Below are 23,477 nucleotides of genomic sequence, written 5' to 3' on the forward strand. Positions count from 1 at the left end.
AGTATGGCCTGTCGATCATCATTTTCCCGGGTCGCGAATAGTCATTCTTCAAGGAGAGCTCAAGTGGCTTGGAAAACACGGAATATCGAATACGTGAACGGCTACAAGATTGTTGAAGTCGATGGACCCACCTTCAAAGTCTTCGATGGCGATCGGCAGATCGGTGATGATTTCCCCTACCCCGGCGAAGCGGCAGCTCACGCGAATTCTCTGCCAAGACTTAACCCTCCGCGAAGCTAGTCAGAGATCCCAAGACTCGAGTTTTTCAGTTCTCTCGACTGGGGCATTGAGCCTCAGCACTTAAAAGGGATCGGAACCCTCGCGGCCGCCTCCAAATTGCTAGATATTCGATTCACAGATGGAATTCTGAGCAAGCTGCAAAGTCCCGGGAGCTGACGGTACAATCATTCTTTAATCTTGGACTTTGCTCTTTCAGCGCTCTGCTGTTCGGCGAAAAGCGACCATGCCGCGATAAACAAGGCGGCAATCAAGGGGCCAATGACGAAGCCGTTGATGCCGAACAGGGAGATGCCACCGACTGTCGAGATCAGCACGACGTAGTCGGGCAGCCGCGTTCCCTTGCCGACCAACGGCGGGCGCAGCAGATTGTCGATCAGCCCGATAACGAATATGCCGATGAGGACCAGGATCGATGCTTTCAGCCAGGCCCCCGTGAGGACCAGCCAGATGGCGGCTGGAACCCATACGAGCGCCGCGCCAATTGCGGGCAGCATCGACAGGAACGTCATTGTCACACCCCACAGCAAGGCGGCCTCAATCCCCAGAGCCCAGAATGTCACGCCGCCGATCGTTCCCTGGACGATCGCGATGATGATGTTTCCCTTGACGGTGGCGCGAACGACAGCGGAAAACTTGTCGAGAAACTGCCGCGTATAGTCATCGCTCAACGGAATTGCATGTCGGATCTTGCCTCTGAGGTCCCCGCTATCCCTGAACAGGAAGAAGAGCAGATACAGCATGATGCCGAAGCTGATAAAGAACTGCAGCGTATTTTGACCAAAACTGAGCAGACCGCCGCCGACCGACCGGCTTGCCTGCACGACGCCGGAGGAGATATTCGCGCGCAGTTCCGAAAATCCACCGAGTTTCAGTGACGTCAGCCAGTTGTCGATGAAGGCTGGCAAGGCATTCTGGATCCGGACCAGATATCCATTGAGATCGATTTCGTTGCTGCTGATCCGTTGATACAGGCTTGTTCCTTCCTGGATAAGAGAACCGAGAATGATCATTGCCGGCACGATAACGAGGCATATGCACATCAACACCGTCAGCAGGGCGGCAATGCTACGACGGCCCCCTAACAAACGCTCCAGTCGCTTGTGAACGGGAAAGAAGATGATCGCGAGGATGACGGCCCAGAAGACAGCGGAGTAATAGGGGATAAGCAGCCAGATGAACGCGATCGTCACAGCCGCCAGAAGGACGTAAAAGCTCGTACGCTGAATGGACATGTCTGCCTTGTTCCCTAAACGGCCGCTTTTCCTACCAGCTATACAAGAGAATTGCACAAGATAGGTTCAACGGCGGAGCAGCGCCCTAGTCCGCGGCAGCCTCCGCTTATTAGAAAGCATCCCGGCCATCCCCTCTGCAGTGTTCGAGAATGGCGCGGGGCAACGAAATTGCGGCCGGATGTAAAGGCCCGAATTGCAACCATATGAAGATTTCTCATTAATATGAAAACTAAAAGTTGACATTGTGCTGCACGTTGCCCATATAGCGACTATCGATATTTGCTTGCTGAGCTTTGGTTACTGCGCGATTGGCACCGCGCCCTGAACGAACCTTCCTTTCAAAAATCGCTATCACCATCTGCAGCGCTCCGGTGCTGTGGTTCCTCAATTGCTATGAAAGGGTTCATCATGACCACTGGCACAGTTAAATGGTTTAATTCCACCAAGGGTTTCGGCTTCATTCAGCCTGACAATGGCGGCGCCGATGCGTTCGTCCATATCTCGGCCGTCGAGCGCGCCGGCATGCGCGAAATCGTAGAAGGTCAGAAGATCGGCTACGAGCTGGAGCGCGACAATAAGTCGGGCAAGATGTCCGCTTGCAATCTGCAGGCTGCCTAACTCATCCGGTATCTGCTTTTCGTTGACCACGGATGTACTGGCACTGTTAAGAGCTGATACCAATCAGGGTCAGGCGTATTGCCTGGCCTTTTTTATTGCCGCCAACCCGGCGGCCTTCATCCGGAAATGATCATGTCACAAACATATAGCAAGTCTCGCCAACAGGCTGAGACAGCCTTCAACCGCTCACAATCACAGTTTTTCGCACGCAACAGCGCCGTCGAAGAGCTCGACTCCCTCGTTCGATCTCGCCAGGAAAAGACTGTGCGCCTTCGCCAAGCCCGTCTTGCAAAGGAATTGCAGGATCGCGCAACAGCGACCGCCTCCCTGCTAGCCAAACGAGCGAAAACGGCCTGACAACTCTGTCTTTGACGAGGCCGCGGATTTCCGGCCCTCGCTCTGGCCGATCGCCCAGGACATTCACAGACTGCTGGCCGCCTGTGCCAGCGCCCACATTCCTGCCGAACGCCGGTGTGCTGCAGATCTTGGGCTTAAACAACAATGAGAGTTCAGAGGCGGTCTCCGGTCTGCTCGGCCAGGAGACGGTCGTCTTCAACACCGCGGCCCGTGCGTTCTATTCGGAGAAGTCCGGCCCTTGCCGAACAGCATGTGGCGCGCCTCTCCACAGGACGAGTTGGCAGCCTGCCCATGAAGCAGCGCTGAAATGCGATCGCTGTACCTCAGTCTTGGGTCAAATCACCAACTTCACCGAAGGCAGCGAGCAGTCTTGGCGAGCTCATATCACCCGTTTCGCTGTCGACCATCACGGAGTAGGCTCCAACACCGAGGGATCTGGCCGACATTGCAGAAGCGATCTTTTCCGCAGATGTCCCATTCGAAGCCTGTCGCATCTCTCCTGGGATCAAGCCAGCTCGATTGCGCTTGAAAGGAACCACGATGAATTTCTCGGCCAACGACATCGTTAATCCCTTGTTGTCCATCTAGTTGATTGAGTTGAGCGCCTCGATTTGATCGTCCAGTTCACGCACGCGTTCCAAATATCGTGGTCGAAGCGGATGATCCTCTGCCAGGCTTTCGAGTTTTGACAGCGCAAGCTGACGCTGGTCTTTGAGGAGCTTCAACCGACTCATTGGGGCCTCGACTTGTTGCTGCCGAGCCATAGCCGAAAATCGGCCGGAACGCCAATGGTGTTCTTTGTATGTTCCGATCTCCTGGCTCGCGTGGGTTCTCTCGAAGCATGGTCCTGCTCGGTGAGGCAGGAACCGTCAAGCAACGCGGCTTGCGCGGCGCGTCCATCTATGAGATTTCCCGGCACGTCCGACGCCTTCATCGTCACGCCATAAATCCCTGGCAATTCAAGCCGCTAGAGGCCGGGGCTTTTGTCCTGGACCATAAGGTGACAGGCCCGGGATCACCTCGTACTGCGGTGCCGAAATTCGAGAAGATTCCGCCAGCCTGAAGCGTGGGACATAACGGTCGATTTTACAATCAAGTTTCGAGAACGCGCCTCTATCGATCGATTTCGCGGTTCTATCCCGCCTGCCCGAGACGGTCCGATCACATGACCGACCCCTTGCCGCCGTCGGTTTCTCAGCCCCGGGTCGCAGATGCACTACTGGGCGGTGAAGAACGTCAGCAGAACCTTACCCTTATCGCCGAGCAAGCACACGAACCTGTCCGGCTTTCCCGTCTTTTCCTTCCGGGCAATGTAGGCCTCTCCAAGAATGACGGTTTTCACGGCCACATCCTCGACTTTGGTATCAGACTTGCTGATGGCGAGGCTCTCCATATCCATGACAAGATCAGTGATCTCCGGCGAGCGCTCCCGAAGAGCGAGAAGGCCTGTGTTCTTGCAGGCATTGACTGCGGGATCCTCAACTGCCTGGGCAGATGCGTTTTCCGCAAGAAGGACGACAAGGACGGCGGTAACGGCGAGTGCTGAATATTTCATAAATGCATCTTTCGTAAAAAAAGCCCGCGACCGGCGCGGGCTTGGTGCGGGAATGTGTGCTCGAATGTGGCTATGCCCTGTCGACGACCTTTTTCACGGCATCCTTGGCGTCGCCCTTGGCGACCTGGGCCTTGCCCTTGGCCTCTTGCAGGGAACCCTTTGCCTGTTCCTCGTGATTATCAACGGCTTTACCGACGGCCTGCCGCGCCTTGCCGGCGACCTCGTTCGTCGTTCCCTTAATCTTGTCTGCTGTGCTTCCCATAACAGTCTCCTTCGTTTGACAGGAGCGAAAGCCCCGAAACCGTTATTCGTTCCACGCGTGAAAGCCCCAGGCGGTATATCTTCGCACGTCCAGAAGTTTTTGCCGCCGCATCCGATAGCGCCATCAGACAGACTGCCCGCTTCCAGTCGCTTGATGATGCGTGCAGCCGTTCAATGAAATGCTTGATATGGGGATGGAGCCTGCTATGTTCCCCTTCTGTTTCGGCATGGAACTCTCGATGAGCGCCGCCGATCCCATTGCGATCGCCGACGGCGCCATGAACGATATGAGCTCTACCCCAGTCCGAAAAATCATCCATGTTGACATGGATGCCTTCTATGCCTCAGTTGAGCAGCGCGATAATCCGGAACTGCGTGGCAAGCCGGTTGCCGTTGGCTATGCGGCGGTTCGCGGCGTTGTGGCGGCGGCAAGTTACGAGGCCCGAATTTACGGCGTTCACTCGGCCATGCCGTCGGTGACGGCGAGGCGCAAGTGTCCGGAGCTGATTTTCGTGCCGCCTCGCTTCGAGGTTTATAGGTCCGTATCGCAGCAGATCCGTGAGATCTTTGCCGAATATACGTCTCTCATCGAGCCGCTCTCACTCGACGAAGCCTACCTCGATGTCACCGACAATCTCAAAGGCATGGAAATTGCGACCGAGATCGCGTCGGAGATCCGCTCAAAGATCAAGCAGCTCACCGGCCTCAATGCTTCGGCCGGGATTTCCTACAACAAGTTCCTCGCCAAGATGGCAAGCGACCTCAACAAGCCGAACGGCCAGGCCGTCATCACGCCGAAGAACGGTCCGGCCTTCGTCGAGCAACTCCCCGTCAAAAAATTCCACGGTGTCGGGCCGGCAACCGCTGAAAAAATGCATCGACTGGGAATCGAGACCGGCGCCGACCTCAAGCAGCAATCGATCGAGCTTCTCACGGGGCATTTCGGGAAATCGGGACCGTATTTCTATGGGATCGCCCGTGGCATCGACAATCGCCAGGTAAAGCCTGACCGGGTGCGAAAATCCATCGGCGCGGAAGACACGTTTTCGCAGGACATCCATTCCTACGAACCTGCGCGCGAGGGGCTTCAGTCCCTGATCGAAAAGGTCTGGGGCTACTGCGAAGCCAATGAAATCGGGGCGAAGACCGTGACACTCAAGGTCAAATATGCCGACTTCACCCAGATCACGCGCAGCAAGACAGTTCCGGCAGCGCTGCCGGGGATTGCCGATCTTGAGGAGGTAGTCAGCCTGCTTCTCGCGCCAATCTTCCCGCCGAAAAAAGGGATCCGTCTGCTCGGCGTGTCGCTGTCTTCACTGGAACGGCGAGCAGCTCTCACGCAACCGCAGCTGCGGCTGGCGCTTTAGGCGGCGAGCCAGCTTCAAATCGCGCTCGCGGCGCGCAAAACAGCATCGCCTCGCGAATACGTTGAAGATGGCGCAACCGGGTGCTTCTGACTGCGGCCAGGTACCGAGTCAATCGACGCGATAAGATCTGGCACGACAGGGGGCCTCATCGCTGAAACTTCATCTTGCTCTCTTGGATCTGCAGCGGATAGTGCCGACGAAAGGCTGGCAAAATCCGCGCGGGAGGCATCCCAAGCGGCCGAGCAGCACGAGTGAAGCTCAAAGAACTTCATGATTGGTGGTAGACGCATTTCGGGCGCTCGACATCAAATCATCTATTTTAGAAATAGCTCACATAATGACTTTCGTTCGATCTTCTCCCATGATACGATCGTCACTGCTTAATGACATCTCCAGCCTAATGAGACCCGCTTGTTTCCCCAAGCGGGTCTCTTCCTGTGTCGTCGCAGCACAGCGGACGCGAAACAAACTCCAGCTTTCAATGTTAGGCAGATGGGTTCGTACGACAAGGCAGACCCCGTCGGTCCCCAGCAGGCATCGAGCGGTCCGCCTTTTGCATCCTCAACTACCCGTTTTGGCGGATTTCTTTTTGGAGACGATTTCATCAACATGATCCAGAACACAAGCCAGCGGCGGCGCAATGGCGGTTGGCCCATGTCACGCGTTTTTCACGCGACAGTTTTTCCGCGGCATGCTTATTTTGCCTCGCCTTATGCATGTCGGGGACCGAGCGGGTGGGGCTCGCCTTCGTATCGAGTAACAGGCGGGCCCCAGCGCTCGAGCTGCCGTGGCCCGTCGAGGCGTTCGTCTGCCGCGAACGGCGAGCTTCTCAACATCAGCGAGAAAGACAGGCCTAAGCGGCTGTCGCGATCAAGATCTTCCCCTTTTGCTTGATGGCGGGGAGTGCACTGGCGGCGCGTTGACAACCTAATATTCCGGATGCAGACCGATGGCTTCGCCCCTTGCGCCTCGCAATCCATGACACAGGTAGCAACGGGGAAGTTCCCAAGCCCAAGGCTTAGGTGGGCCGGTAGGAAAAAGTTATTGAGCCAGCTGTCACTCCGTCTTCGCCTATTATCACTGTCTATCATCATGCGCTTGGTGCTGCGATTGATCCCGGGTGACAACCAGCGTGCGTTGGTTGCGCATTCCGAATTGCTCTTCGCATTGCGGCTTGATGAGGATCACAGGTGACGATTGCGACAGCTCCCTACCTAGAGCAGAGGTTTAAGCAGGTCGCCGCACAGTCAAGAGACCCTAAATCGCCTTGCATGCCGCAGCCCAAGAGCCGGTCAATGATTGCAATTGCCTTCGTGCTGCCCGTGGGTTTCGCAAACTGTCGGAACTCGTGTCTCCGCAGCTCCATATAATCTCGCGCCTGATCCACCGCGCCCCACGCTCAGCTCCGACGGGGTGGCGAAGGGTCCGATCGACGCGATGGATCTGGCCTCTGCCACTGCCTTGGAAATTCCCCGGTTTGATCTAATTAGGACTTCCGAGCGTGCGGCACTTTCCTTGCCCGCAACACCAGCCACCAAGAATGCGCGGGTTCAGTTCCGCACCGCCTTGCGAGAAACAGGGACATTGATGACAGCTGCGATGACAAAAATACAGATCGGTGAGGCAATTCAAGCAAACGGATTGGCCTGGACCGGCGAAGGTGTCACCATCCCCCACGGATCAGACGCGAAAATGGCCTACATGAGGGGGCAACAAAATTTCTTTGGCTGCTTCTTGAACGGAAAGCTTGTGGTAGACGGCAGGCAGTTCGACACTCTGTCGCAGGCAGCAAGTGCTCTGGCCCGGAATCGAATAGGCAGAGCTCCAAATCTTAACGGATGGGCCTACTGGCATGTCCGCTTCCCTGGATCGGAAGACTGGATCCCGATGGCCGCGCTTAAAACGGCAGCCGAACAACAGCACGGCGATGACTAGGCTGCGTTTTCACCGGTGCAGCTTGCACGGCTCTTCCCCCTTCACTTTAAACTCACGCCAGTAACGAGGGACGACTGCTTCGCGAGCAAGCTTTTTGAGCTTCGCGACAATGGCCAAATCGCATTTTTTTGGCACATACGGTGATCTGCGGGGGGATCTGTCAATGGGCAGTCAATTCTGCTGGTTCCGCCGGAAGGCAGCTTTGAAAAGCAGGCAGACGCTTTCAATTCCCGGATGACATGGCATTATCTGCCGATGGTCGCATTTTAGCCAGCGCGGAACCCCCTGGGCCGCATTCGACTGCTTTCGATGTGGTCGCTGATTGGCGCCTTCTCCACCAGAGCATCTGGGTAGTGCTTCCGATCCACCAGGTTTCGACCGCCAAGGAGCCATCTGGTATGCTGATATCTTGTCACCGGGTACGAGAAGGCGGCGAAATGCTTGACGAGCTCAAGGTAGATCGGCGTATTCGCATGATTTTCAGCGGAGCGGATGGCGCCGCCCAATCCGTCGCCACCGCACAATGGTTTGGCGTGGACAAGATGAACCAGATCGCCGCATCGGACAAATGGTCCCCTTCAGGTGAGCTGCGCGGCGCGCCCCGAGCGCCTTGCAAGGAGAAGCAACGTGTCGAAGAAGAAGCGCGCACAAAGAGTTTCCTTATCGGGTGGATCGATATTCACCACCATCGCCGGGAGCGGCCCGCCGGTTCTATTGCTGCACGGTTTCCCCGAGACCCATCTAATGTGGCGCGACGTCGCTCCGCTGCTTGCCTGCGAGTTCACTGTCGTGTGTGCCGACCTGCGCGGATACGGCGCCAGCGCTTGTCCCCCGTCCGCCCCAGATCACCTGCCCTATTCCAAGCGAGCGATGGCGGCCGAGATGGTCGAAGTTATGGAAAAGTTCGGCTTTAGTGAGTTCATGATCGCCGGTCATGATCGCGGCGCCCGTGTCGCTTACCGCATGGCCCTCGATTATTCTGCGGCGATAAGAAAGCTTGCCGTGCTCGATATCGTGCCTACCTCGGCCGTCTGGGATCGGGCTGACGACCGATTTGCCTTGGCGTTCTGGCCGTGGGTTTTGCTTGCGCAAGCCGAGCCTTTGCCGGAAAGACTGATCACTAGTGCACCGGAGGCCGTCATCGATGACGCGCTCGCCGGCTGGGGATCTTCCACTGCCGCATTCCCAGCAGAGATCAGACAGGCCTATTGTGAGGCGCTCTGCAACGCAGACCATGTTCACGCGATTTGCGAGGAATATCGGGCTGCAGCAAGCATCGATCGCGAGCATGACATGCAAGACCATATTGCCGGACACAGGATTCGCTGTCCCCTCATCGCCCTTTGGAGTGGAACTGGCGCATTGGCCACTTGGTATGCCGACGAAGGCGGACCCTTGGCATTATGGCGACAAATGGCAGACAACGTCGTCGGTTATGCTTTGCCGGGCGGCCACTTCTTTCCTGAAGAGTATCCCACACAAACGGCGGAGGCGTTGGCCCGATTTTTCCACGGCGCAGCGTCTTCATCGGGTTGATCCTCGGGAGCGTGAAGCGGCTGATCAGACGCTCTTGCGGCAGATCATTGGCTCGTCTCTCACAGACTTTCGGGATGATCATTCCCACGTTGTCGTCCATCTCGAAGGCTCCAGGATCGAGGTCGCTTTTGAGATTGGAACGGCGTGGGAGGAGCAAGACTTCGGCCGGTTGAAGGTTGCGTTTTTTGGCCACCGGAGCGGAGACCAAAAAAAACATTCAGCCCTTGTCGAGTACGGGTCTCCTCGCACGTCTAGTTCAAGAGGGCGCGGAGAACCGTCAAACGCGCCCGCCAGCTTCCGACAATAAGCACGGGATGACCGAGTGGCTGGGGACTGCGAGACGGTCGGTATGAATCAAGGGAGAAATCACATGGACATGGGCGACTTGAAACCCGCGAAAGAACTGGCCGCGAAACGCGTGAGCCGATTCATAAACGAAACTCCGGATTACGCCGAAGCAAGGATGGCCTTGTTGGCGGAGGAGATCGAAGTCCGGCGACATCTTACCAGGCTCGCGGAGCAACGCCGGCGCCTGCCTCCCGGCCCAGTCGTCCAGAAGAATTATCGCTTCAAGGACGAAAACGGCAACGATATAGGCCTTGCAGACCTGTTCGGTCGCCACGATACGCTTGTGACGTACTTCTGGATGTTCGGCCCGCAGCGCGAACGGCCCTGCCCCATGTGCACGAACTTCCTTGGCGGAGCGAACGGCAACGGTGCCGACGTCAAGCAACGGGTCGCGTTCAAGATCATTGGTCGCAGCCCGGTAGAGCGGCAACGTGCGTTCGCTCTCGAACGCGGATGGCGCGACCTTGATTTCGTTCAGATCGTCGGCGACGACTACGCCCTTGACCTGGGCCTGCTCGACGACGACGGATCTGAAAATCCGGCGTTCACGGTCTACCAGAAGGATGGGAAAGACGTCCGCGTCTTTTACAATGGCGAGATGCCTGCCGAAGCGGCTGACCCCGGCCAGGATCCAAGAGGGGCGGTCGACATCGCGCCGCTCTGGAACATTCTGGACATGACGCCTGCAGGCCGCGGTACGGACTGGTACCCGAAGCTTAATTACGGGGCTTGATCCGGCCAGTCTTCCGAAGCGCGGCTATGTGTCGGATTTCGGCATGTCGGCGTGCCGATGGACGAGCTTCCATTCGCCGTCTTCGCGTCGGAAGACCTCCGTCACGCGCAGCGACATTGGCACCAACTCGTCCTTGCCCTGTAAGTGAACCTCGGCGTGCTGCATGCCGGTCCAGAACGCGAGGTCTCCGCTTTCCGAAGACTGAAGAACGTCGAAGTGTCCGATGCTTCCATCCTTGAAGGAGGCGGCGCCCTTCTCGTTCGCCGCGTTAACCTGGGCGGCGCCGGAGATACGGTCCCCGGACGGTGGAAGGAAGGTTGCCGGGTCATACGACGTCGAGATGGCGATCAGCGTTTCCGGCTGCCGTTGATGTAGTCGAGGGAGACACTCTCGCGACGTTTGAGGAATTCGTCGAAGCTTTCGTCCAGAGCAGGCATGTCGTCCTCCGAGGATTGCCTGGGATGGAAACGCTCGGCTCCCGAACTTGTTCGCGGCATGGCCTAATGAACCAGCGAAGCTCTTCGGTTCTCGCGCTGGTAGATCATCGTGATCCCCTGCTCCAAAAGCAGTTCCGCCGCATGCAGATCTCTCGCCGACATGTCGTCGGCCATTCCGCGAATGGTGCGGGCCACGCACACGAGATTGGCGACGTCACGCGGGTCGCCATCGTCTTCAACTTCGGAAGCGCTCGCCTCCAACGCGTCGGCGACGGTATCGAGCAGGTTCGACCGCTCGACGACGTTCATTTCGGTCAGGGTCTTCGAAATGCCATGCATGATGCTTCTCCTGCGCGGTCGTAAGATCGCGGCGGCTCGTGTTCTGTTTGATCCAGGCAACGAGGGTGAAGTGGCGACTGCAGCGTATATTAGCAAGTCATGGCTGACGCGCGCGGCACGCATGGCGGATAATCCATCGCCAAGCGACGTATGGCACTACTCCGGAGCAGTTTCACCGCTTCTTTGAAGTTTCGAGAGCCCGATCTCGAGAAGCTGGTCCATCTCCCGACGCAAGTCTCCCTCGGTGGATCGATACCGCTCGATCGTCGGTGCGGATATGGCGAGAAGGTGCCTCAAGGCGTCGATGCGTTCATCGTCGACGGCGGCGACGCCAGCAACCCAGGCGGCCTCGAAGAGTTCGGGGGTGAGAGTGTCAGCGGCCATTTGATACCTCGTCCGCAAGGGGTCGTCGGTTGTCGGCGGAGTTCATGTTTCGGCATGAGATCCTCCGCCGTGCCCAGAGACTTTTAAACGCGCGAAATTTCAGATTGTTGCGCGCCGTTCCACTGGCGTCTGACCTTCCGTGAGTTTCTCGATGGACGAAAGCTTCACCGAACTCGTGGCCGAGCGATTCATCGAGGTGGATTGTCCGTTGCCTCATTCGGCCTGGCTCCAGACGTCTCGCGCTCGTCCTTCCCTTCTGCCTTGAAGGGAATCATGAGGCGGAGCGTCGCGAACGTCGCGATCGAAAGGACGACCGCGGTCTCGTAAGCTCCAAGGCCTACCGCCGCGCCGATCGCGCCCGTAGCCCACAGGCTTGCAGCCGTCGCCGTGCCGCGAATGCTCGCCTTTCCGACAAGGATCGCACCGCCTCCGATGAAGCCGACGCCGTTGATTATGCCTTCCACGATCCGGGCGGTCGCTTCGGCGCTCTCGTGGGTAACCGTCTCGGCGGCTTGAATGAAGCCGCATGCGGCGATCGCGACGAGAGGAAATGTCCTGAGGCCGGCGCTTCGTTCATTGCGTTCTCGGTCCCAGGCGATCGGAAGCGCCAGGACGTAGGCGACGACAAGGACGGCCAGGTTTCGGAGCAGATCCATATGCACACCGACATTTCCAAGCCAGTCCGTCATCCCAATCCCCCTGGTCACAGTCCCAATAGATGGGCGACCAGACGTCCTCGGCAAGATCGGTAAGCCGGGAGGAACTATTGGACCGCGTGGACATTCCGGTAAAGAGCGCGGACCGTATCAGCCGGACGCGACGGGGATGGCGAACGCAGCGGTTTTTTTGCGGTTTCCTGCTGCGGCCAACGAAACGGCAGTCGAGCACTCAACCCGTCCCGGCCTCGCGCACGTCAGGCTGAAAGAGGTGAAAACGACCATGATCAGCCGAGGTCCGGCGCCGCCCAAGACCGAAAAATGGCGTCGCCGGAGCAACGAACCGCGGAGCGCCGACCAGTTGCAAATCATCTCCTATCCTTGCGTGATGTCGTACGGCTTTGGATAGTAAGCCTCGTGGCGGGATGGCCGCAGATTAGCGCCGACGACGGCCATCACGAGCACGGCGACCGAAGTGGTGAGCAGAACGATTTTGATCAGACATCCTCCATTCCATCGATAGAACCAATGCGAAGCTCCCTGGTTCCGACACCTGCGTCGCCGTGCCAGTTCCCCCATCCCAAAGAGGAACTTGGTGTTGCTACCGGAGTTCTTTCTCTTGAAGGAGAACCGCAATGACGACTAATTCGATCCCCAGTTCCGACAAGCTTCCTCCCAAGCCCTTGAACAAAGACACGCAGGACGACGAACTCCCCGAAACCAACGTAGACGACCGCCGCGCGCCGCCCGTCAACATGGGCAACAGCCGGACAGCCGGAGAGAACTTGACAGAGGCCGATCCGAAGACCGGACGCGCCGATGCCAAGGATCGCATTCCCGCTCCGCAGACGGCCAACCGGGAGTGAGACGATGACCGACCGCAACAGGTACGTGAACACGGACGAGCTCCAGGCGGACGACGAAATTTCGCCGAAGCCGGCAAGCGATGGCGACAAGCGCGATCGCCCGAGACAGAGCGGAAATGCTCGGACAAGCGATGTCGAGGACGACGCCCGCCTCCCGCCGCGACCGGCGACGTCCGAGTAGGAGGATTGTATGACGAAATTCACCGAAGGCCTCAACGCGCCTGAAGGACGCTTCGATCGCCCAGAGTGGTCTCGGCCTCCCAGAGGAGCGCAAGGACGACGCTCACGATTTGGCAAAGCAGCTCGCCCGGCAGAAGCTCGGTACCGCCTGATGCCGGGCACGTTCTCTTCCATCAACATATTCGCCTTCGATCTCGACGAGCGAGGCCGGCCGGTGCAAGCCTGGGAGACGGTCGTCGACGAGGCCGAGGCGAAAGCGTCTCGATCGCTGGCGGCGACTGCACTATCCTCGTAACGGTCGTTCTGTCCGACGTCATCGAGACGACAAATGTCAGGAACTGGCAGGTTTCTAAGTCCGGGCCCGCGACCTGCCGATCGGAACCATCGCTCCGTATCACCCCGAGTGCAAGGTGCTCGATGCGATCGATCACCACGACGAGCTATCCAAGACCCGGCCTCGAAGGCCATCCCCGTCCGGATCGTATCGGGGCGCGATGACGCTTTCGGCTCTCCGAAAATCGAAGCCGTAGCAGAGTGAATTGGGCAGTATCCCATGGTGATGATTGAGGAGCGTGGGCGAAAGCCCTCGTAAGAAAAGGAAGCTTGGGTTGAACACTTATGTCGTCACCCTACTGATTTTTGGCGCCGTCGTCCTTCTGACGGTCTGGCTTCCCATGGCCTTGCGCAGACTGCCGCTGTCCCTTCCCATCTGCTGCGTCGCGATCGGCGTGCTGCTTGCTTGGTCGCCATTTACCCCTCTCCCCGCGATGAACCCGCTCGAGAACATCGCATGGGCTGAGCACCTCACAGAATTCGTGCTCATTGTGGCCCTCATGGGTGCAGGCCTCAAGATTGACCGGCCGCTGGGCCTGCTTCGGTGGGAGGCGACCTGGCGGCTTCTCGGCATCGCAATGCCGCTTTCGATTGCCGCGATCGCAATTCTGGGCTGGACCGTTCTTGGCCTTGGCGTGGCATCTTCGCTTCTGCTGGGCGCCGCCCTCGCCCCCACCGATCCCGTTCTCGCCTCCGATATACAGGTAGGGCCGCCCCAGACTGGCGAGGAGGATTCCATCCGCTTCTCGCTGACATCTGAGGCTGGCCTTAACGACGGCCTCAGCTTCCCTTCGTGTTGGCCGCGATCGCCATTGCGGGTCAGGGAGCCAGCGGCGGGTTCGGATGGCTCCCGCACTGGTTCGCCTTCGACGTCATCTGGAAGCTCGCCGCCGGCGTCGCGATGGGATGGCTGGTCGGCAGGCTTCTCGGCTATCTGACCTTCCGGATGCCGGAGCGAGGCCGTATTGCCAGAACGGGCGACGGACTCGCGGCACTGGGCTTCACCTGCATCGCCTATGGCGCGACGGAACTCGTACACGGTTACGGGTTCGTTGCCGTCTTTGTCGCCGCTCTTACGCTTCGCAGCGTCGAGCGCAAAAGCGAATTCCATGGCGAGCTGCATGACTTCGGGGAGCAGATCGAGCGCTTGCTGATGATGGTGCTGCTGGTTTGCTTCGGATCGATCCTGGCGGAAGGCTCGCTTCTGTCCAACGCCGACTGGCGCATTGCGGCGGTCGCTGTTCTCGTGCTCGCCGTCGTCAGGCCGCTTGCCGCCTGGGCGAGCCTGGTCGGCTGCCGCCTGCCGCGGGCGGAGAAGGTGATCGTTTCGATCTTCGGCATAAGGGGCCTTGGTTCGATCTATTATCTCGCCTACGCGTCCGGCAAGGCGAAGTTCGACAACGTGGAGACAGTCTGGGCGACTGTGTTCCTCATCATTCTCTTGTCGGTCGTCATGCACGGCGCGACGGTGACCCCGGTCATGCGCTGGATCGATCGGCGTCGAGGCCTAGATCCGTTGAAGTCGACCGTCACCTCCAGCTAGTACAAGGAGCGAGGCAATGCCGCATGTCCAAACCGAGGACCTCGATATCAGTTTCATGGAGACAGGAGCGCGGCACGGAAAACCGGTTCTTCTTCTCCATGGATGGCCCGACGACGCCACGACCTGGACTGCCGTCGCCGAGCGTATGAACGATCGCCATCTTAGGTTCGTCGTCCCGTATCTGCGCGGGTTTGGGCCGACAACCTTTCGCAACGACAACGCCTTAAGGACGGCGAATGGTGGCGTCCTCGCCATGGATGCGATCGCCTTGATGGACGGGCTCGGCATCGACCGGTTCTCGGTCGTCGGTCACGACTGGGGATCTCACATCGCCGAATGCCTGGCGATCGGCTGGCCCGACCGCGTCGAGCGGATTGTCCAGCTTTCGTCAATGCCTCGCATGGGCGGCCTTCGAACGCCGTCATTCCGGCAGTCGCAACTCTACTGGTACCAGTGGTTTATGGCGACGAAACGCGGCGCAGAGGCGATCGCCAAGGACCGAAAAGGATTTGCCCGCATCCAGTGGGAGAACTGGGCGCCCGACGGCTGGTTCGACGAGGCCACCTTCGAGGCGGTCGCGAAATCCTTCGAGAACCCAGATTGGTTGGCCGTCAGCCTGCACAGCTACCGCGTCCGCTGGGAAGAGGCCGAACCCGATCCGCGCAGCGTCTGGCTCGAGCACAAGGTAAAGGAGACGAAGACCTTGTCGCTGCCGGCGATCTTCATCCAGGGCAAGGAGGACGGAGTCACTCCTGCGGCGATGTCGGAAAACGTCCACGAGAAATTCACCGGTCCGTTCGAGCGCATCCTCCTCCAGAACGTCGGGCATTTCCCGCAGCGGGAGGATCCGGAAGCGGTGTCACGGGAGCTGGCGGTCTTTCTCAAGGGCTAGCCCCGCGCTCCTTATCGCTGCTCACGGAACTTTTCCTTCACGCGCTCATTCATCTGATGCACCTGGAGAGATCATATGTTCGCCCTTCTGACCGTCCTGACCGTCCTCATCGCATCCATGTTCGTAGGATTGGTCGCAACGACTTTGAGGGAGGTGCGACACGAGACCGTCGAACTGAAGGCGGCGACGTTCCGCAGGACCGGTCGCTAGGCGATGCTGAAAAGTCCCGCGCTTTCGGGCTCGCAGCGCTTCCATTTCAACGTCCGCAGGGGCGAGGAGCTTCTTCTGGATCGGGACGGAATAGTGCTGCCCGACGTCGGCGACGCGATCGCCGAGGCCCTCCTCTGCGCCCAGATGCAACGGACACCTTCGCACGTCAGTGGACCGGGCCGGAAACTCTTCGAGATCATGGACGACAGCGGCAAGCTTCTGGCGATCGTACCGATCGACTGAACAGCGCTACAGGAACGCCGAGATCCCCGCTGCGAGCGCCTCCGGGTTGTCCTCGGCAACATGATGGCCGCTATCAATGCCGAATCCGCTCCCGTCCGTCGCCCAGTTGCGCCATATAGGCACCGGATCGCCGTAGATCTTCTTGAGATCATCTTGCGTCGACCAAAGGCACAGCATCGGGCATGTCACCCTCCTGCCAACTTCACGGTCGGCGCTGTCCTGCTCGTGATCAATGCGAATACTAGCGCGGTCGTCCTCGATCATGCCATGAATTGCATCTGGACTATGGATCACGTCCAGCAGGTCGTCATATGCGGCTGTGCCCATAAGATCGGGCGATAGCGTCGAATGCGACGCCTTCGCATTGGCGAGGATCGCCCGCTCCGGTTTCTCCGGCTGCGCGAAAAAAACCAATGATACCAATCCCTATTCGAGGCTCTGGCTCTTGTCGAAATACGGGACAACGGGCGAGCTTTTCGCAACTCTTCGAGACAACAGCAAAGTTTGGGTTCCCCATGAACGACTGGGACGTCTCGCCGCGTCATTCTTTCCCTTGTTCCTCAATTCGTCCGAGGAGGAGGACTATAAGAAATTGCTTGCGGACACGTTGAATGCCGGGCTGCGTGAGACCTTGCGCGCCCGGTCGCCACTGCGACGACGGCGTGTCCTAGCCTTCGCGCTGGTGGTCGATGCGCTCCGCCTTCGGAACGTAAGGTTCGAAAAAGAAAAAGGGCCCCCGACCCATCGGGGAGCGCCCGAACCATCCCGGCGACGTTTGCGGCGGAGGCCGGAGAGTGGTTGATGCAAATGTCGACCGAGTCGGGGCGGCGAGACAGGCGCGGCATGAACGGAAGTGGAACGCCGGTTCAAATGATCAATCTTTCTACACAGGATATCCACAGCCCGCCCACAACCTAACCGTCCGCACTATCTCGGCTTTTACCCGATCGCACGAACGTCTTGTGCGGCCATACTGCAACTCGTCCTCCGAGTTTCATTTACCCGATATCGCGATGTCCCGATGCGGCGTATCGTGTCGAACTCCTTGAGCGCTAGGCGGCGGAACGCTCGGAGCCGGGAAGCGGCCGGCGGACCTCGAAGGTCGCTTCCCGAAGGCCTGGAGAAGGTGCGTCACTCAGGAGCTGTGGGCGAACCGCGTCCCCGGTTCGACCGGCAACGGACTTTCGTCGCTCGCGAGTTTTGGCGTCTCGTGCCTTCGACGGATGAATCCGTCTCGGTTTCGCTTTAGCTAGGAGAATTTCCCTTCATCTGCACCTCAAGTCTCGCCTGACGAAGCCTCTCGGTTTTCAGTGCGCGCAGCCGTCGTTCCTCCTCGAGCATCTGCATGGCAACTCGCGTCGTCTGCTCCCGAGCCTCTATCCGCGCCCGCTGCGAACTTGACTGTCGTTCTTTCGGTATCCGATCGTCCATCTCAATTACCCACCCACGCGTTTCGAAATCCCTCGACCTTGTGCACCTCGATGCGAACCGAACCCCGCGAGCATGGCAGTGACGTGTCGTGGACACGTCCCGGGGTCGAGATCGCGCCGGACGGGTGGGGCGCTCGACTGCCACTTCGTTGGCCACAGGAAGAAATCGGAAAAATCCCCGTGTTCGCCATCTCCGTCACGTCCGATTGACACGGCCACGATCTCGGGGTGGCAATGAGCGACGAGAGAAGTGGTTCCCTTCGCCAGAGGCTTGGTCTGTTAGCGGACGCTCACGCCAGTCTGCAAAACACCTTGCGAACGGCTGTTTCGGATAGGGATAGAGCAGCGGGGCAATTGAGTCGCGCTCGAATCGCGGAGTATCGCATCGTCGCCGGAAAAACATTCCAACGGGATCGCCTTCCCCGATCAGAAACAAATGGTCTTGGGGAGACCGTCGAGGAGATGATCGGCATGATGATGTCGAGCCGTTGGCCCAAGGTGGCTAACGATACGACATTTCAATACGCTCTTGTCACGTGCGTTCGCGCGCGCTCCACGCAAGTCGGACATCACTAAAGCCAGAAACGCCTTTGAAAGCCTCCATTTCGTCAGGCCTGCCTCGATCGCCGCCTGTCGCGTAATCTCGAACAAGTGACGACCGACACCGGTCCTGGCCGCATTCGGGGAGACATGCGTGCCGCATGATGCCCCAGCCGATCGGGGTGCCGCAGGCATTCCCTTCGCTCGCACCGATCACCGACTGAAAGCCAGGTTGATTTCCTTTCGGCATCTTCTGCCAGTGAACAGCGCACACCTGATGGATGGCCCATATAATGGTGCTGGACGAACTCGACGTCCGCCCTAGCGGATCTCTTTCCGGCCGCAATGAGCTTTTGAAGCATCTGGCTCATCCGCGCGCCGTCTTCAGGGGATGCAGTCCGTATTCTCATTTCACTCCCGAACTCGTCGCATCCGGTTTGCCATCCGAAAACGTCAGACTGATTTCCGTTCCGCTGTCGACCACGATCCAAAGGGTTCGGACCATATCCGCTGCGGCGAGCAGGCCTTCCCGGATCTCATGGTGTGACGCTTTGCCGGCAGACGATGCCAGTGAGGTCAACCCTATGACCGCATCGTGCCCGGTGCCGACGACCGGTATCCCGGTGACACCCCTCAGATCGCGGATGGTGGCGATTGCCCGGAAGAGCAGGCCTTCGATTTCGCGACTGGTCAGAAGCTCCACCGCATTTGCCGCGCGCACAAGTTCAGAAACGAATGAAGGAACACTGCTCATGAGCATAAGGAAACTCATTCCGCTAACGAAAGCAATGTTCCAAATCCGCCGGGCGACGCTGTCGCGAGAGGCCAGCGCGGCCGTTTCCAGCTTCTCTTGCTTGTTGCTTGCCGCAGCGTCGGAACTTCAACTTCGCCAGGAGGTTTTGAAAATGTAATTTCTCCTAGCAACTAACGTAAAAGGAAGACCCGATGACTCTTGAAGGCAAGAAGATCGCCATCCTGATCGCACCGCGCGGAACCGAGGACCCGGAATTCAAGCAGCCCAAGGAGGCTGTGGAGGCTGCGGGTGCAACCGTTACCGTCATCGGCATCGAGGCTGGCGAAGCGAAGACAAACAATAGCGATCTCGATCCAGGCAGCACCTATATTGTCGACAAAGCTGTAAAGGACGTGTCCGCAACTGACTTCGACGGCCTCGTCATTCCCGGTGGAACCGTTGGAGCCGACAAGCTCAGAGCGAATCCGGAAATCGTGTCCTTCGTGGCCTCGTTCTTCGAGCAGGCAAAGCCCGTGGGAGTGATCTGCCATGGTCCATGGCTGTTGGTCGAGGCCGACGTCCTGAAGGGTCGGAAGGTCACCTCGTATGCCTCGATCCGCAGGGACATCGAGAATGCAGGCGGCATATGGGCGGATCGGGAAGTTGTTACCGATAAGGGGCTGGTCACCAGCCGCAAGCCAGGCGATCTCCCGGCCTTCTGCGCGAAGGTTATCGAGGAGTTCGCGGAAGGCCGGCATTCAGACCAGGCTCGCAACGCCTGACAGCCGTTCAGTATATATTGTCAGCGGACGTCGGCTCACAAGAAGGGGTCCGAACAGATCGGACCCGAAGTCGTGATGGAAGCAGACATGCTCCGCAGCTAACAGGGTATGCCTCGTATGAACAGCTTCCCGACCGTCTCAGGAAAGTCCGGTACGTCTTCGCATCGCGAAGGGCAGCGACGCTGACCATGATACGAAGATGCTTCCCGCCATTGCCGCCGTTGGGTTTGGGCCCGAGGCGTTTAGACGCTACAAGTCGATGCCTGAGAGGCTCCGGGTTAGGCTCCCTTACTGCGAGAAAGGTTGCCGGTTTCCGTCTTCACGAAATAGTCGATCTCCGATTGCGGAAATCCCCGCCAGCTACTGGGATCCAGAGTTCGGTCCCGCCACTGCCCCAAGGACTTTATTCGTGGCTGCGGAACATTGATCCTTCATGGCCGTTCGCTGAGCAGACCAACGGATGGAGGAAACAATGGCAGGCATTTACAACGAAAGCGCTCCCGCCTTTTCGAGCGGCGCTGTGAAAAGCAATCTCACGGCCTTTTTCGATTCTCGCGCCGATGCGGAGTCGGCTGTCGAGCGCCTGAAGGAAGCTGGCGTCACTGATGCCCGGCTTATGCCGGGATACGAAGCCGATGGTGATAAAGCCAATGTCGGCAGCGCTGATCGAAGCGGTTTCTTCGGTGCGCTTGCGGACTGGTTTTTGCCGGACGACGATCGCGATGTCTACGCCGAGGGGCTGCGCCGCGGCGGCTTCCTGGTGTCGGCATCCGTCGACGACGCAACCTACGACACCGCCCACGACATTCTGGACGATCACGGTGCGATCGACATGGACGAGCGCGCGGATCTCTGGAAGGCGGATGGCTGGACCGCCCGACAGGCGAACGTATCTTTCCCGGATTCGGGAAACCAGCAGCGCTCCATCGGCGACGCTGAACGCGAGCAGCAGGCTGACGCCTCCCGGGACGACGCCTTCGCCGTGGACCCGGCAGCAAATCCGGGCGTTGGATCCTACCGCCGGAGCAGCCGCGCGACATCGCCGCGGATCCGGTCCTACGATCTCGCAAGCGAATTACCCGACGACCTTCGGGACGACGTCCTTCCAACCGAACACCAGCGCGACGTCTCCGACAGCGACATCGGGGCCGATCGCGAGATGAGGCAATCCCAGGAAATGGATGGCCTGAAGCAGGATCAAAGCTTCCCGCGCGGCCGTTGAGTGCTTGGAGGCACCGCATAAGCGTTGGTGAAGTCACGCGTGCTCACAAAATGGGCGCGCGTGCGAAAACAACCGCGTTGATCACGTCAAGGAAGAACTAGGCGACGTTTCGAAGAGCGGCCAGCGGCGTCTTCGGATTTCAAGGAGGAAGTGACATGGACAGGTCCATAGATGCCGACTGCAGGAAGACCGCGTCCGACCAAGGCCACGTTTCGGCCGCTTCTATCAATTCGCGGGTAAGGGCGAGATTATGGTTGATCGCGCCCGCAATCGCGGTGCCGATGGTCATAGCAGCGGGGTCCGCAGATGTATTCTAGCGTGCCAGCACGAGCTGGCCGCTCCGACGGAACAAGCCGCTATGCCGTTGGAGAGGAACCCGAAGGGACATGGCGAATATTGGACACGATGACCGGGTTGCCCGCTGCCACGAATGGAAGAGATTTAGTAGGCCTCCAAGAAATCGACGCCCTTGAGATAGCGGCGGAGTTGAACCGATGCGAAGAGAGCGGGTGTCCCAGTCCCTTGCTTTAGCCGATCACCGGCGGGCACATGCGGGCGGCGCCATGGACTGAGTGCAATGGTCGGCATTACCAACTCGCCCAGGAGCATGGTACCAGTCGTCAAGAGCGAGGCTTTGCAGAAAATCGCACACGAACACGGAAATGAAAAACTTGCGATCATGGCAGCCCAACTTACGCAGTTTCGGTAATGCACCAAGGCGCCGTTCTGGTGCCCGCTAGATCGACCCACCAGCAGATCTAGGGCGGAACGATCAAGTTCGAATTTGGTTTAACCCACATTCTAGACGCGGAGGCCATCCATGTGGGCGATTCTGATCGGTGCCGCTCTCATAATCGGCGGACTTCTTATTCTCTTTTCGTCGGCACTTGGTCGAAGACCCAGTGATCCGCATCGAACGCCGCAAGGCGGCAACACACTAGAGCCACGGCGCCAGGGTCTCCGGTACCTCGGAATATCCAAAAACTGGCCAGGCCTAGCCATTATCGCGCTCGGCGCAGCTCTATTGGCTGTGGGGGCGTATTCATGACGCTGGACAGGGATTGACCGTTTAAATACCTCCAAAACAGCTTCAAATAATACCTCATCCAGCGCATTTACGATGTGCTTTGCGAATTCGGCTCGCGTCCAGCAAGTCACCTAAAAAGCCCGCCGAAGCGGGCAAGGTTGGAGTGTATCCGCGGTGTACGCCTGAACGCAGGCTGTTGAGGGAAGTGCGCTTATATAGCGGGCCCGGTATCTTGGGTGGTGAGCCGTCTTGTCGTGTCCGGCAGCAGGGTCGTATAAGGCGCCATGACGTCTGATTCAAAGATATTTGTCGGCCTGAGACCGACGCGAAAGAAACCGGCCGACCATCGCGAAACGAGTGGCCCAAAATGTCAATGGGACGGATGCGACAAACAAGGCACGCATCGCGCGCCCGTGGGAGCGGATGCTGAGGGGCTGTACCTGCTGTTTTGCCGTAGCCACGCGAAAGAGTATAGCGAAGGCTACAATTACGTGACGAAACTGTCGAACCCTGTCACGGCCCGCTATCAGCGCGAAGCGGCAAGTGGCAGCCGCCCTACCCGGGGCGTTAGAGTCAATCACGCTTCTGAAACGCCCCTCCCCTCCTCCATTCGCTCCGGGACCGCGAAGACGATCAATGCCCGAAAAATCGCGTCGCATGGCAGAGCGGCAAAAGCGGCCATTCAATCCCGCAAGCTTAAGGTGCTGGAAGCAAAAGCATTCGAAACGCTCGGTCTCTCACCGGACGCTACGCCGGATGAAATTAGAAGCCGTTACAAGCAGAAGCTCAAGATGCACCATCCCGACGCAAACAATGGAGACCGCGCGTCAGAGGAGGCGCTTCGTGCGACGATTGACGCTCATAAAATCCTGAAACTCAATGGCTTCTGTTAGGTGCGATATACACGCTTGGTGGCCGATGTGGAGACCATTCTAGCGGGTTGGCCGCTCGGGGCCGCAAGCTACTATCGACAGCGCCCGATTGGGCCAGTAGCCGTCAATCTTCGGTGATGAAGCGCACTCAGTCCGTTGGCGTGAACGTCTAGCGTCCTTCAAAGCTCATCGATTATCCGCCGTCAGGAGAAAGATCACCACCTGCGCAACTCGCCGGACGGGACAGGCTCATGCCTGTCAGTACGCTCTAAATAGATCGCTCGAGGCCGAGAAAAACAAGTCAAACAATAGAGATAAGCGCCACTGAACTTTTTGATAGCCCCTGGGTAAGACCTTGGTCCCACGCCGGTTCTCCTCAAAATATTATTCTAAACGACTGTCTATTCGGCGAAGTCGAAAGGAAACCCACGGTCGTGGGCTTCGACAACACTTGGTAGGCACCAAGCCAAATCAGAGGAGCGTCAAGATGACATGCCTTAAAGAAAGAAATCTGCCACGCAATACCGCGCGCAGACATTTTCTAGGTGTTGCCGCTGCGGCCGGTGCCCGGCTTGCCGGCGTTGCGGCATTGGCGACGGCAATTTC

27 protein-coding genes and 3 pseudogenes are annotated in these 23,477 nt (G+C 58.5%); 19 read left to right on the forward strand and 11 right to left on the reverse strand.

The genetic code is table 11. The features are described from left to right. The first annotated feature begins 63 nt into the window (after nucleotides 1-63). Complete coding sequence (locus J2X71_RS37385) at nucleotides 64-240, forward strand: hypothetical protein (protein WP_310390460.1); 177 nt, start codon at nucleotides 64-66, stop codon at nucleotides 238-240. A gap of 164 nt (nucleotides 241-404) precedes the next feature. Here the strand turns inward: J2X71_RS37385 and J2X71_RS37390 are convergent, their stop codons facing one another. Next, a complete protein-coding gene (locus J2X71_RS37390; RefSeq protein ID WP_310390461.1) occupies nucleotides 405-1,472 on the reverse strand; it encodes an AI-2E family transporter in 1,068 nt (355 codons plus the stop codon). Nucleotides 1,473-1,880: 408 nt separating this feature from the next. Here J2X71_RS37390 and J2X71_RS37395 point away from each other — a divergent pair, with 408 nt between their 5' ends. From J2X71_RS37395 to J2X71_RS37405, 3 genes and pseudogenes are all read left to right on the forward strand, one after another. Beyond that, nucleotides 1,881-2,090, forward strand: a complete 210-nt coding sequence (locus J2X71_RS37395) for a cold-shock protein (RefSeq protein WP_037062590.1) — start codon at nucleotides 1,881-1,883, stop codon at nucleotides 2,088-2,090. Nucleotides 2,091-2,222: 132 nt separating this feature from the next. Beyond that, complete coding sequence (locus J2X71_RS37400) at nucleotides 2,223-2,447, forward strand: hypothetical protein (RefSeq protein WP_310390462.1); 225 nt, start codon at nucleotides 2,223-2,225, stop codon at nucleotides 2,445-2,447. 22 nt (nucleotides 2,448-2,469) lie between these two features. Continuing rightward, nucleotides 2,470-2,683: pseudogene (locus tag J2X71_RS37405) on the forward strand (TraM recognition domain-containing protein); the annotation flags it as partial. 87 nt (nucleotides 2,684-2,770) lie between these two features. Here the strand turns inward: J2X71_RS37405 and J2X71_RS37410 are convergent. From J2X71_RS37410 to J2X71_RS37420, 3 genes are all read right to left on the reverse strand, one after another. Further along, entirely contained in the window at nucleotides 2,771-3,010 is a 240-nt protein-coding gene (locus J2X71_RS37410) for a hypothetical protein (RefSeq protein ID WP_310390463.1), read from the reverse strand. A gap of 653 nt (nucleotides 3,011-3,663) precedes the next feature. Continuing rightward, entirely contained in the window at nucleotides 3,664-4,002 is a 339-nt protein-coding gene (locus J2X71_RS37415; RefSeq protein WP_310390464.1) for a hypothetical protein, read from the reverse strand. Nucleotides 4,003-4,072: 70 nt separating this feature from the next. Further along, nucleotides 4,073-4,264, reverse strand: coding sequence for a CsbD family protein (locus J2X71_RS37420; RefSeq protein ID WP_113186274.1), 192 nt, complete (start codon nucleotides 4,262-4,264; stop codon nucleotides 4,073-4,075). Between the two features lie 277 nt (nucleotides 4,265-4,541). Between J2X71_RS37420 and dinB the strand changes: the two genes are divergently transcribed. The 4 genes from dinB to J2X71_RS37440 all read left to right on the forward strand — a co-directional run bounded on the left by dinB (nucleotide 4,542) and on the right by J2X71_RS37440 (nucleotide 10,182). Beyond that, nucleotides 4,542-5,630 (forward strand): DNA polymerase IV, encoded by a 1,089-nt coding sequence (gene dinB, locus J2X71_RS37425; RefSeq protein WP_310390477.1) that lies wholly within the window; start codon nucleotides 4,542-4,544, stop codon nucleotides 5,628-5,630. A gap of 1,437 nt (nucleotides 5,631-7,067) precedes the next feature. Beyond that, nucleotides 7,068-7,565, forward strand: a complete 498-nt coding sequence (locus J2X71_RS37430; protein ID WP_310390465.1) for a hypothetical protein — start codon at nucleotides 7,068-7,070, stop codon at nucleotides 7,563-7,565. A 627-nt stretch (nucleotides 7,566-8,192) separates the two neighbouring features. After that, nucleotides 8,193-9,101 carry an alpha/beta fold hydrolase gene (locus tag J2X71_RS37435; protein ID WP_405049803.1) on the forward strand — a complete coding sequence of 303 codons (909 nt, stop codon included), beginning with the start codon at nucleotides 8,193-8,195 and terminating at the stop codon, nucleotides 9,099-9,101. Between the two features lie 370 nt (nucleotides 9,102-9,471). Beyond that, nucleotides 9,472-10,182: a DUF899 family protein gene (locus J2X71_RS37440; protein ID WP_310390466.1), complete on the forward strand. Its 711-nt coding sequence runs from the start codon at nucleotides 9,472-9,474 to the stop codon at nucleotides 10,180-10,182. A gap of 24 nt (nucleotides 10,183-10,206) precedes the next feature. Here the strand turns inward: J2X71_RS37440 and J2X71_RS37445 are convergent, their stop codons facing one another. The 4 genes from J2X71_RS37445 to J2X71_RS37460 form a co-directional block, all read right to left on the reverse strand. After that, nucleotides 10,207-10,533 carry a nuclear transport factor 2 family protein gene (locus J2X71_RS37445; RefSeq protein WP_310390479.1) on the reverse strand — a complete coding sequence of 109 codons (327 nt, stop codon included), beginning with the start codon at nucleotides 10,531-10,533 and terminating at the stop codon, nucleotides 10,207-10,209. Between the two features lie 149 nt (nucleotides 10,534-10,682). Then, nucleotides 10,683-10,958 carry a hypothetical protein gene (locus J2X71_RS37450; RefSeq protein ID WP_310390467.1) on the reverse strand — a complete coding sequence of 92 codons (276 nt, stop codon included), beginning with the start codon at nucleotides 10,956-10,958 and terminating at the stop codon, nucleotides 10,683-10,685. A 156-nt stretch (nucleotides 10,959-11,114) separates the two neighbouring features. After that, the gene (locus tag J2X71_RS37455) at nucleotides 11,115-11,342 is read right to left on the reverse strand and encodes a hypothetical protein (RefSeq protein ID WP_113322056.1); all 228 of its coding nucleotides are present in this window, start codon (nucleotides 11,340-11,342) and stop codon (nucleotides 11,115-11,117) included. A gap of 188 nt (nucleotides 11,343-11,530) precedes the next feature. Continuing rightward, on the reverse strand, nucleotides 11,531-12,031 hold the full coding sequence (locus J2X71_RS37460) for an MgtC/SapB family protein (protein ID WP_113322057.1): 501 nt from the start codon (nucleotides 12,029-12,031) through the stop codon (nucleotides 11,531-11,533). Nucleotides 12,032-12,633: 602 nt separating this feature from the next. Between J2X71_RS37460 and J2X71_RS37465 the strand changes: the two genes are divergently transcribed. The 7 genes and pseudogenes from J2X71_RS37465 to J2X71_RS37495 all read left to right on the forward strand — a co-directional run bounded on the left by J2X71_RS37465 (nucleotide 12,634) and on the right by J2X71_RS37495 (nucleotide 16,265). Further along, a complete protein-coding gene (locus J2X71_RS37465; protein ID WP_113322059.1) occupies nucleotides 12,634-12,864 on the forward strand; it encodes a hypothetical protein in 231 nt (76 codons plus the stop codon). A 190-nt stretch (nucleotides 12,865-13,054) separates the two neighbouring features. Further along, complete coding sequence (locus tag J2X71_RS37470; RefSeq protein ID WP_162747977.1) at nucleotides 13,055-13,339, forward strand: hypothetical protein; 285 nt, start codon at nucleotides 13,055-13,057, stop codon at nucleotides 13,337-13,339. Between the two features lie 379 nt (nucleotides 13,340-13,718). Next, nucleotides 13,719-14,099 (forward strand): annotated as a pseudogene (locus J2X71_RS37475) (cation:proton antiporter); the annotation flags it as partial. A 71-nt stretch (nucleotides 14,100-14,170) separates the two neighbouring features. After that, nucleotides 14,171-14,920, forward strand: coding sequence for a cation:proton antiporter (locus J2X71_RS37480; protein WP_310390468.1), 750 nt, complete (start codon nucleotides 14,171-14,173; stop codon nucleotides 14,918-14,920). A gap of 16 nt (nucleotides 14,921-14,936) precedes the next feature. Further along, nucleotides 14,937-15,812, forward strand: coding sequence for an alpha/beta hydrolase (locus tag J2X71_RS37485; RefSeq protein WP_310390469.1), 876 nt, complete (start codon nucleotides 14,937-14,939; stop codon nucleotides 15,810-15,812). Nucleotides 15,813-15,887: 75 nt separating this feature from the next. Continuing rightward, nucleotides 15,888-16,022, forward strand: a complete 135-nt coding sequence (locus J2X71_RS37490) for a hypothetical protein (protein WP_310390470.1) — start codon at nucleotides 15,888-15,890, stop codon at nucleotides 16,020-16,022. Between the two features lie 3 nt (nucleotides 16,023-16,025). Continuing rightward, entirely contained in the window at nucleotides 16,026-16,265 is a 240-nt protein-coding gene (locus J2X71_RS37495; RefSeq protein ID WP_113322062.1) for a DUF6894 family protein, read from the forward strand. 6 nt (nucleotides 16,266-16,271) lie between these two features. On the opposite strand, the pseudogene J2X71_RS37500 reads toward J2X71_RS37495, so the two are convergent. Beyond that, nucleotides 16,272-16,693: pseudogene (locus J2X71_RS37500) on the reverse strand (alpha/beta hydrolase); the annotation flags it as partial. A 1,948-nt stretch (nucleotides 16,694-18,641) separates the two neighbouring features. Next, entirely contained in the window at nucleotides 18,642-18,989 is a 348-nt protein-coding gene (locus J2X71_RS37505; RefSeq protein WP_310390471.1) for a hypothetical protein, read from the reverse strand. Nucleotides 18,990-19,180: 191 nt separating this feature from the next. Here J2X71_RS37505 and J2X71_RS37510 point away from each other — a divergent pair, with 191 nt between their 5' ends. Then, nucleotides 19,181-19,750 carry a type 1 glutamine amidotransferase domain-containing protein gene (locus J2X71_RS37510; RefSeq protein ID WP_310390472.1) on the forward strand — a complete coding sequence of 190 codons (570 nt, stop codon included), beginning with the start codon at nucleotides 19,181-19,183 and terminating at the stop codon, nucleotides 19,748-19,750. A 472-nt stretch (nucleotides 19,751-20,222) separates the two neighbouring features. Continuing rightward, nucleotides 20,223-20,972: a hypothetical protein gene (locus tag J2X71_RS37515; RefSeq protein WP_310390473.1), complete on the forward strand. Its 750-nt coding sequence runs from the start codon at nucleotides 20,223-20,225 to the stop codon at nucleotides 20,970-20,972. Nucleotides 20,973-21,111: 139 nt separating this feature from the next. Here the strand turns inward: J2X71_RS37515 and J2X71_RS37520 are convergent, their stop codons facing one another. Then, the gene (locus J2X71_RS37520) at nucleotides 21,112-21,261 is read right to left on the reverse strand and encodes a hypothetical protein (protein ID WP_310390474.1); all 150 of its coding nucleotides are present in this window, start codon (nucleotides 21,259-21,261) and stop codon (nucleotides 21,112-21,114) included. Between the two features lie 531 nt (nucleotides 21,262-21,792). On the opposite strand from J2X71_RS37520, the gene J2X71_RS37525 reads away from it, so the two are divergent. Both J2X71_RS37525 and J2X71_RS37530 read left to right on the forward strand, forming a co-directional pair. Then, the gene (locus J2X71_RS37525; RefSeq protein ID WP_113186294.1) at nucleotides 21,793-22,020 is read left to right on the forward strand and encodes a hypothetical protein; all 228 of its coding nucleotides are present in this window, start codon (nucleotides 21,793-21,795) and stop codon (nucleotides 22,018-22,020) included. A 263-nt stretch (nucleotides 22,021-22,283) separates the two neighbouring features. Then, the gene (locus tag J2X71_RS37530) at nucleotides 22,284-22,892 is read left to right on the forward strand and encodes a J domain-containing protein (protein WP_310390475.1); all 609 of its coding nucleotides are present in this window, start codon (nucleotides 22,284-22,286) and stop codon (nucleotides 22,890-22,892) included. Nucleotides 22,893-23,477: the final 585 nt, after the last annotated feature.

Origin of the sequence: Rhizobium sp. 1399 (assembly GCF_031455475.1) — a bacterium.
Classification (GTDB): Bacteria; Pseudomonadota; Alphaproteobacteria; order Rhizobiales; family Rhizobiaceae; genus Rhizobium.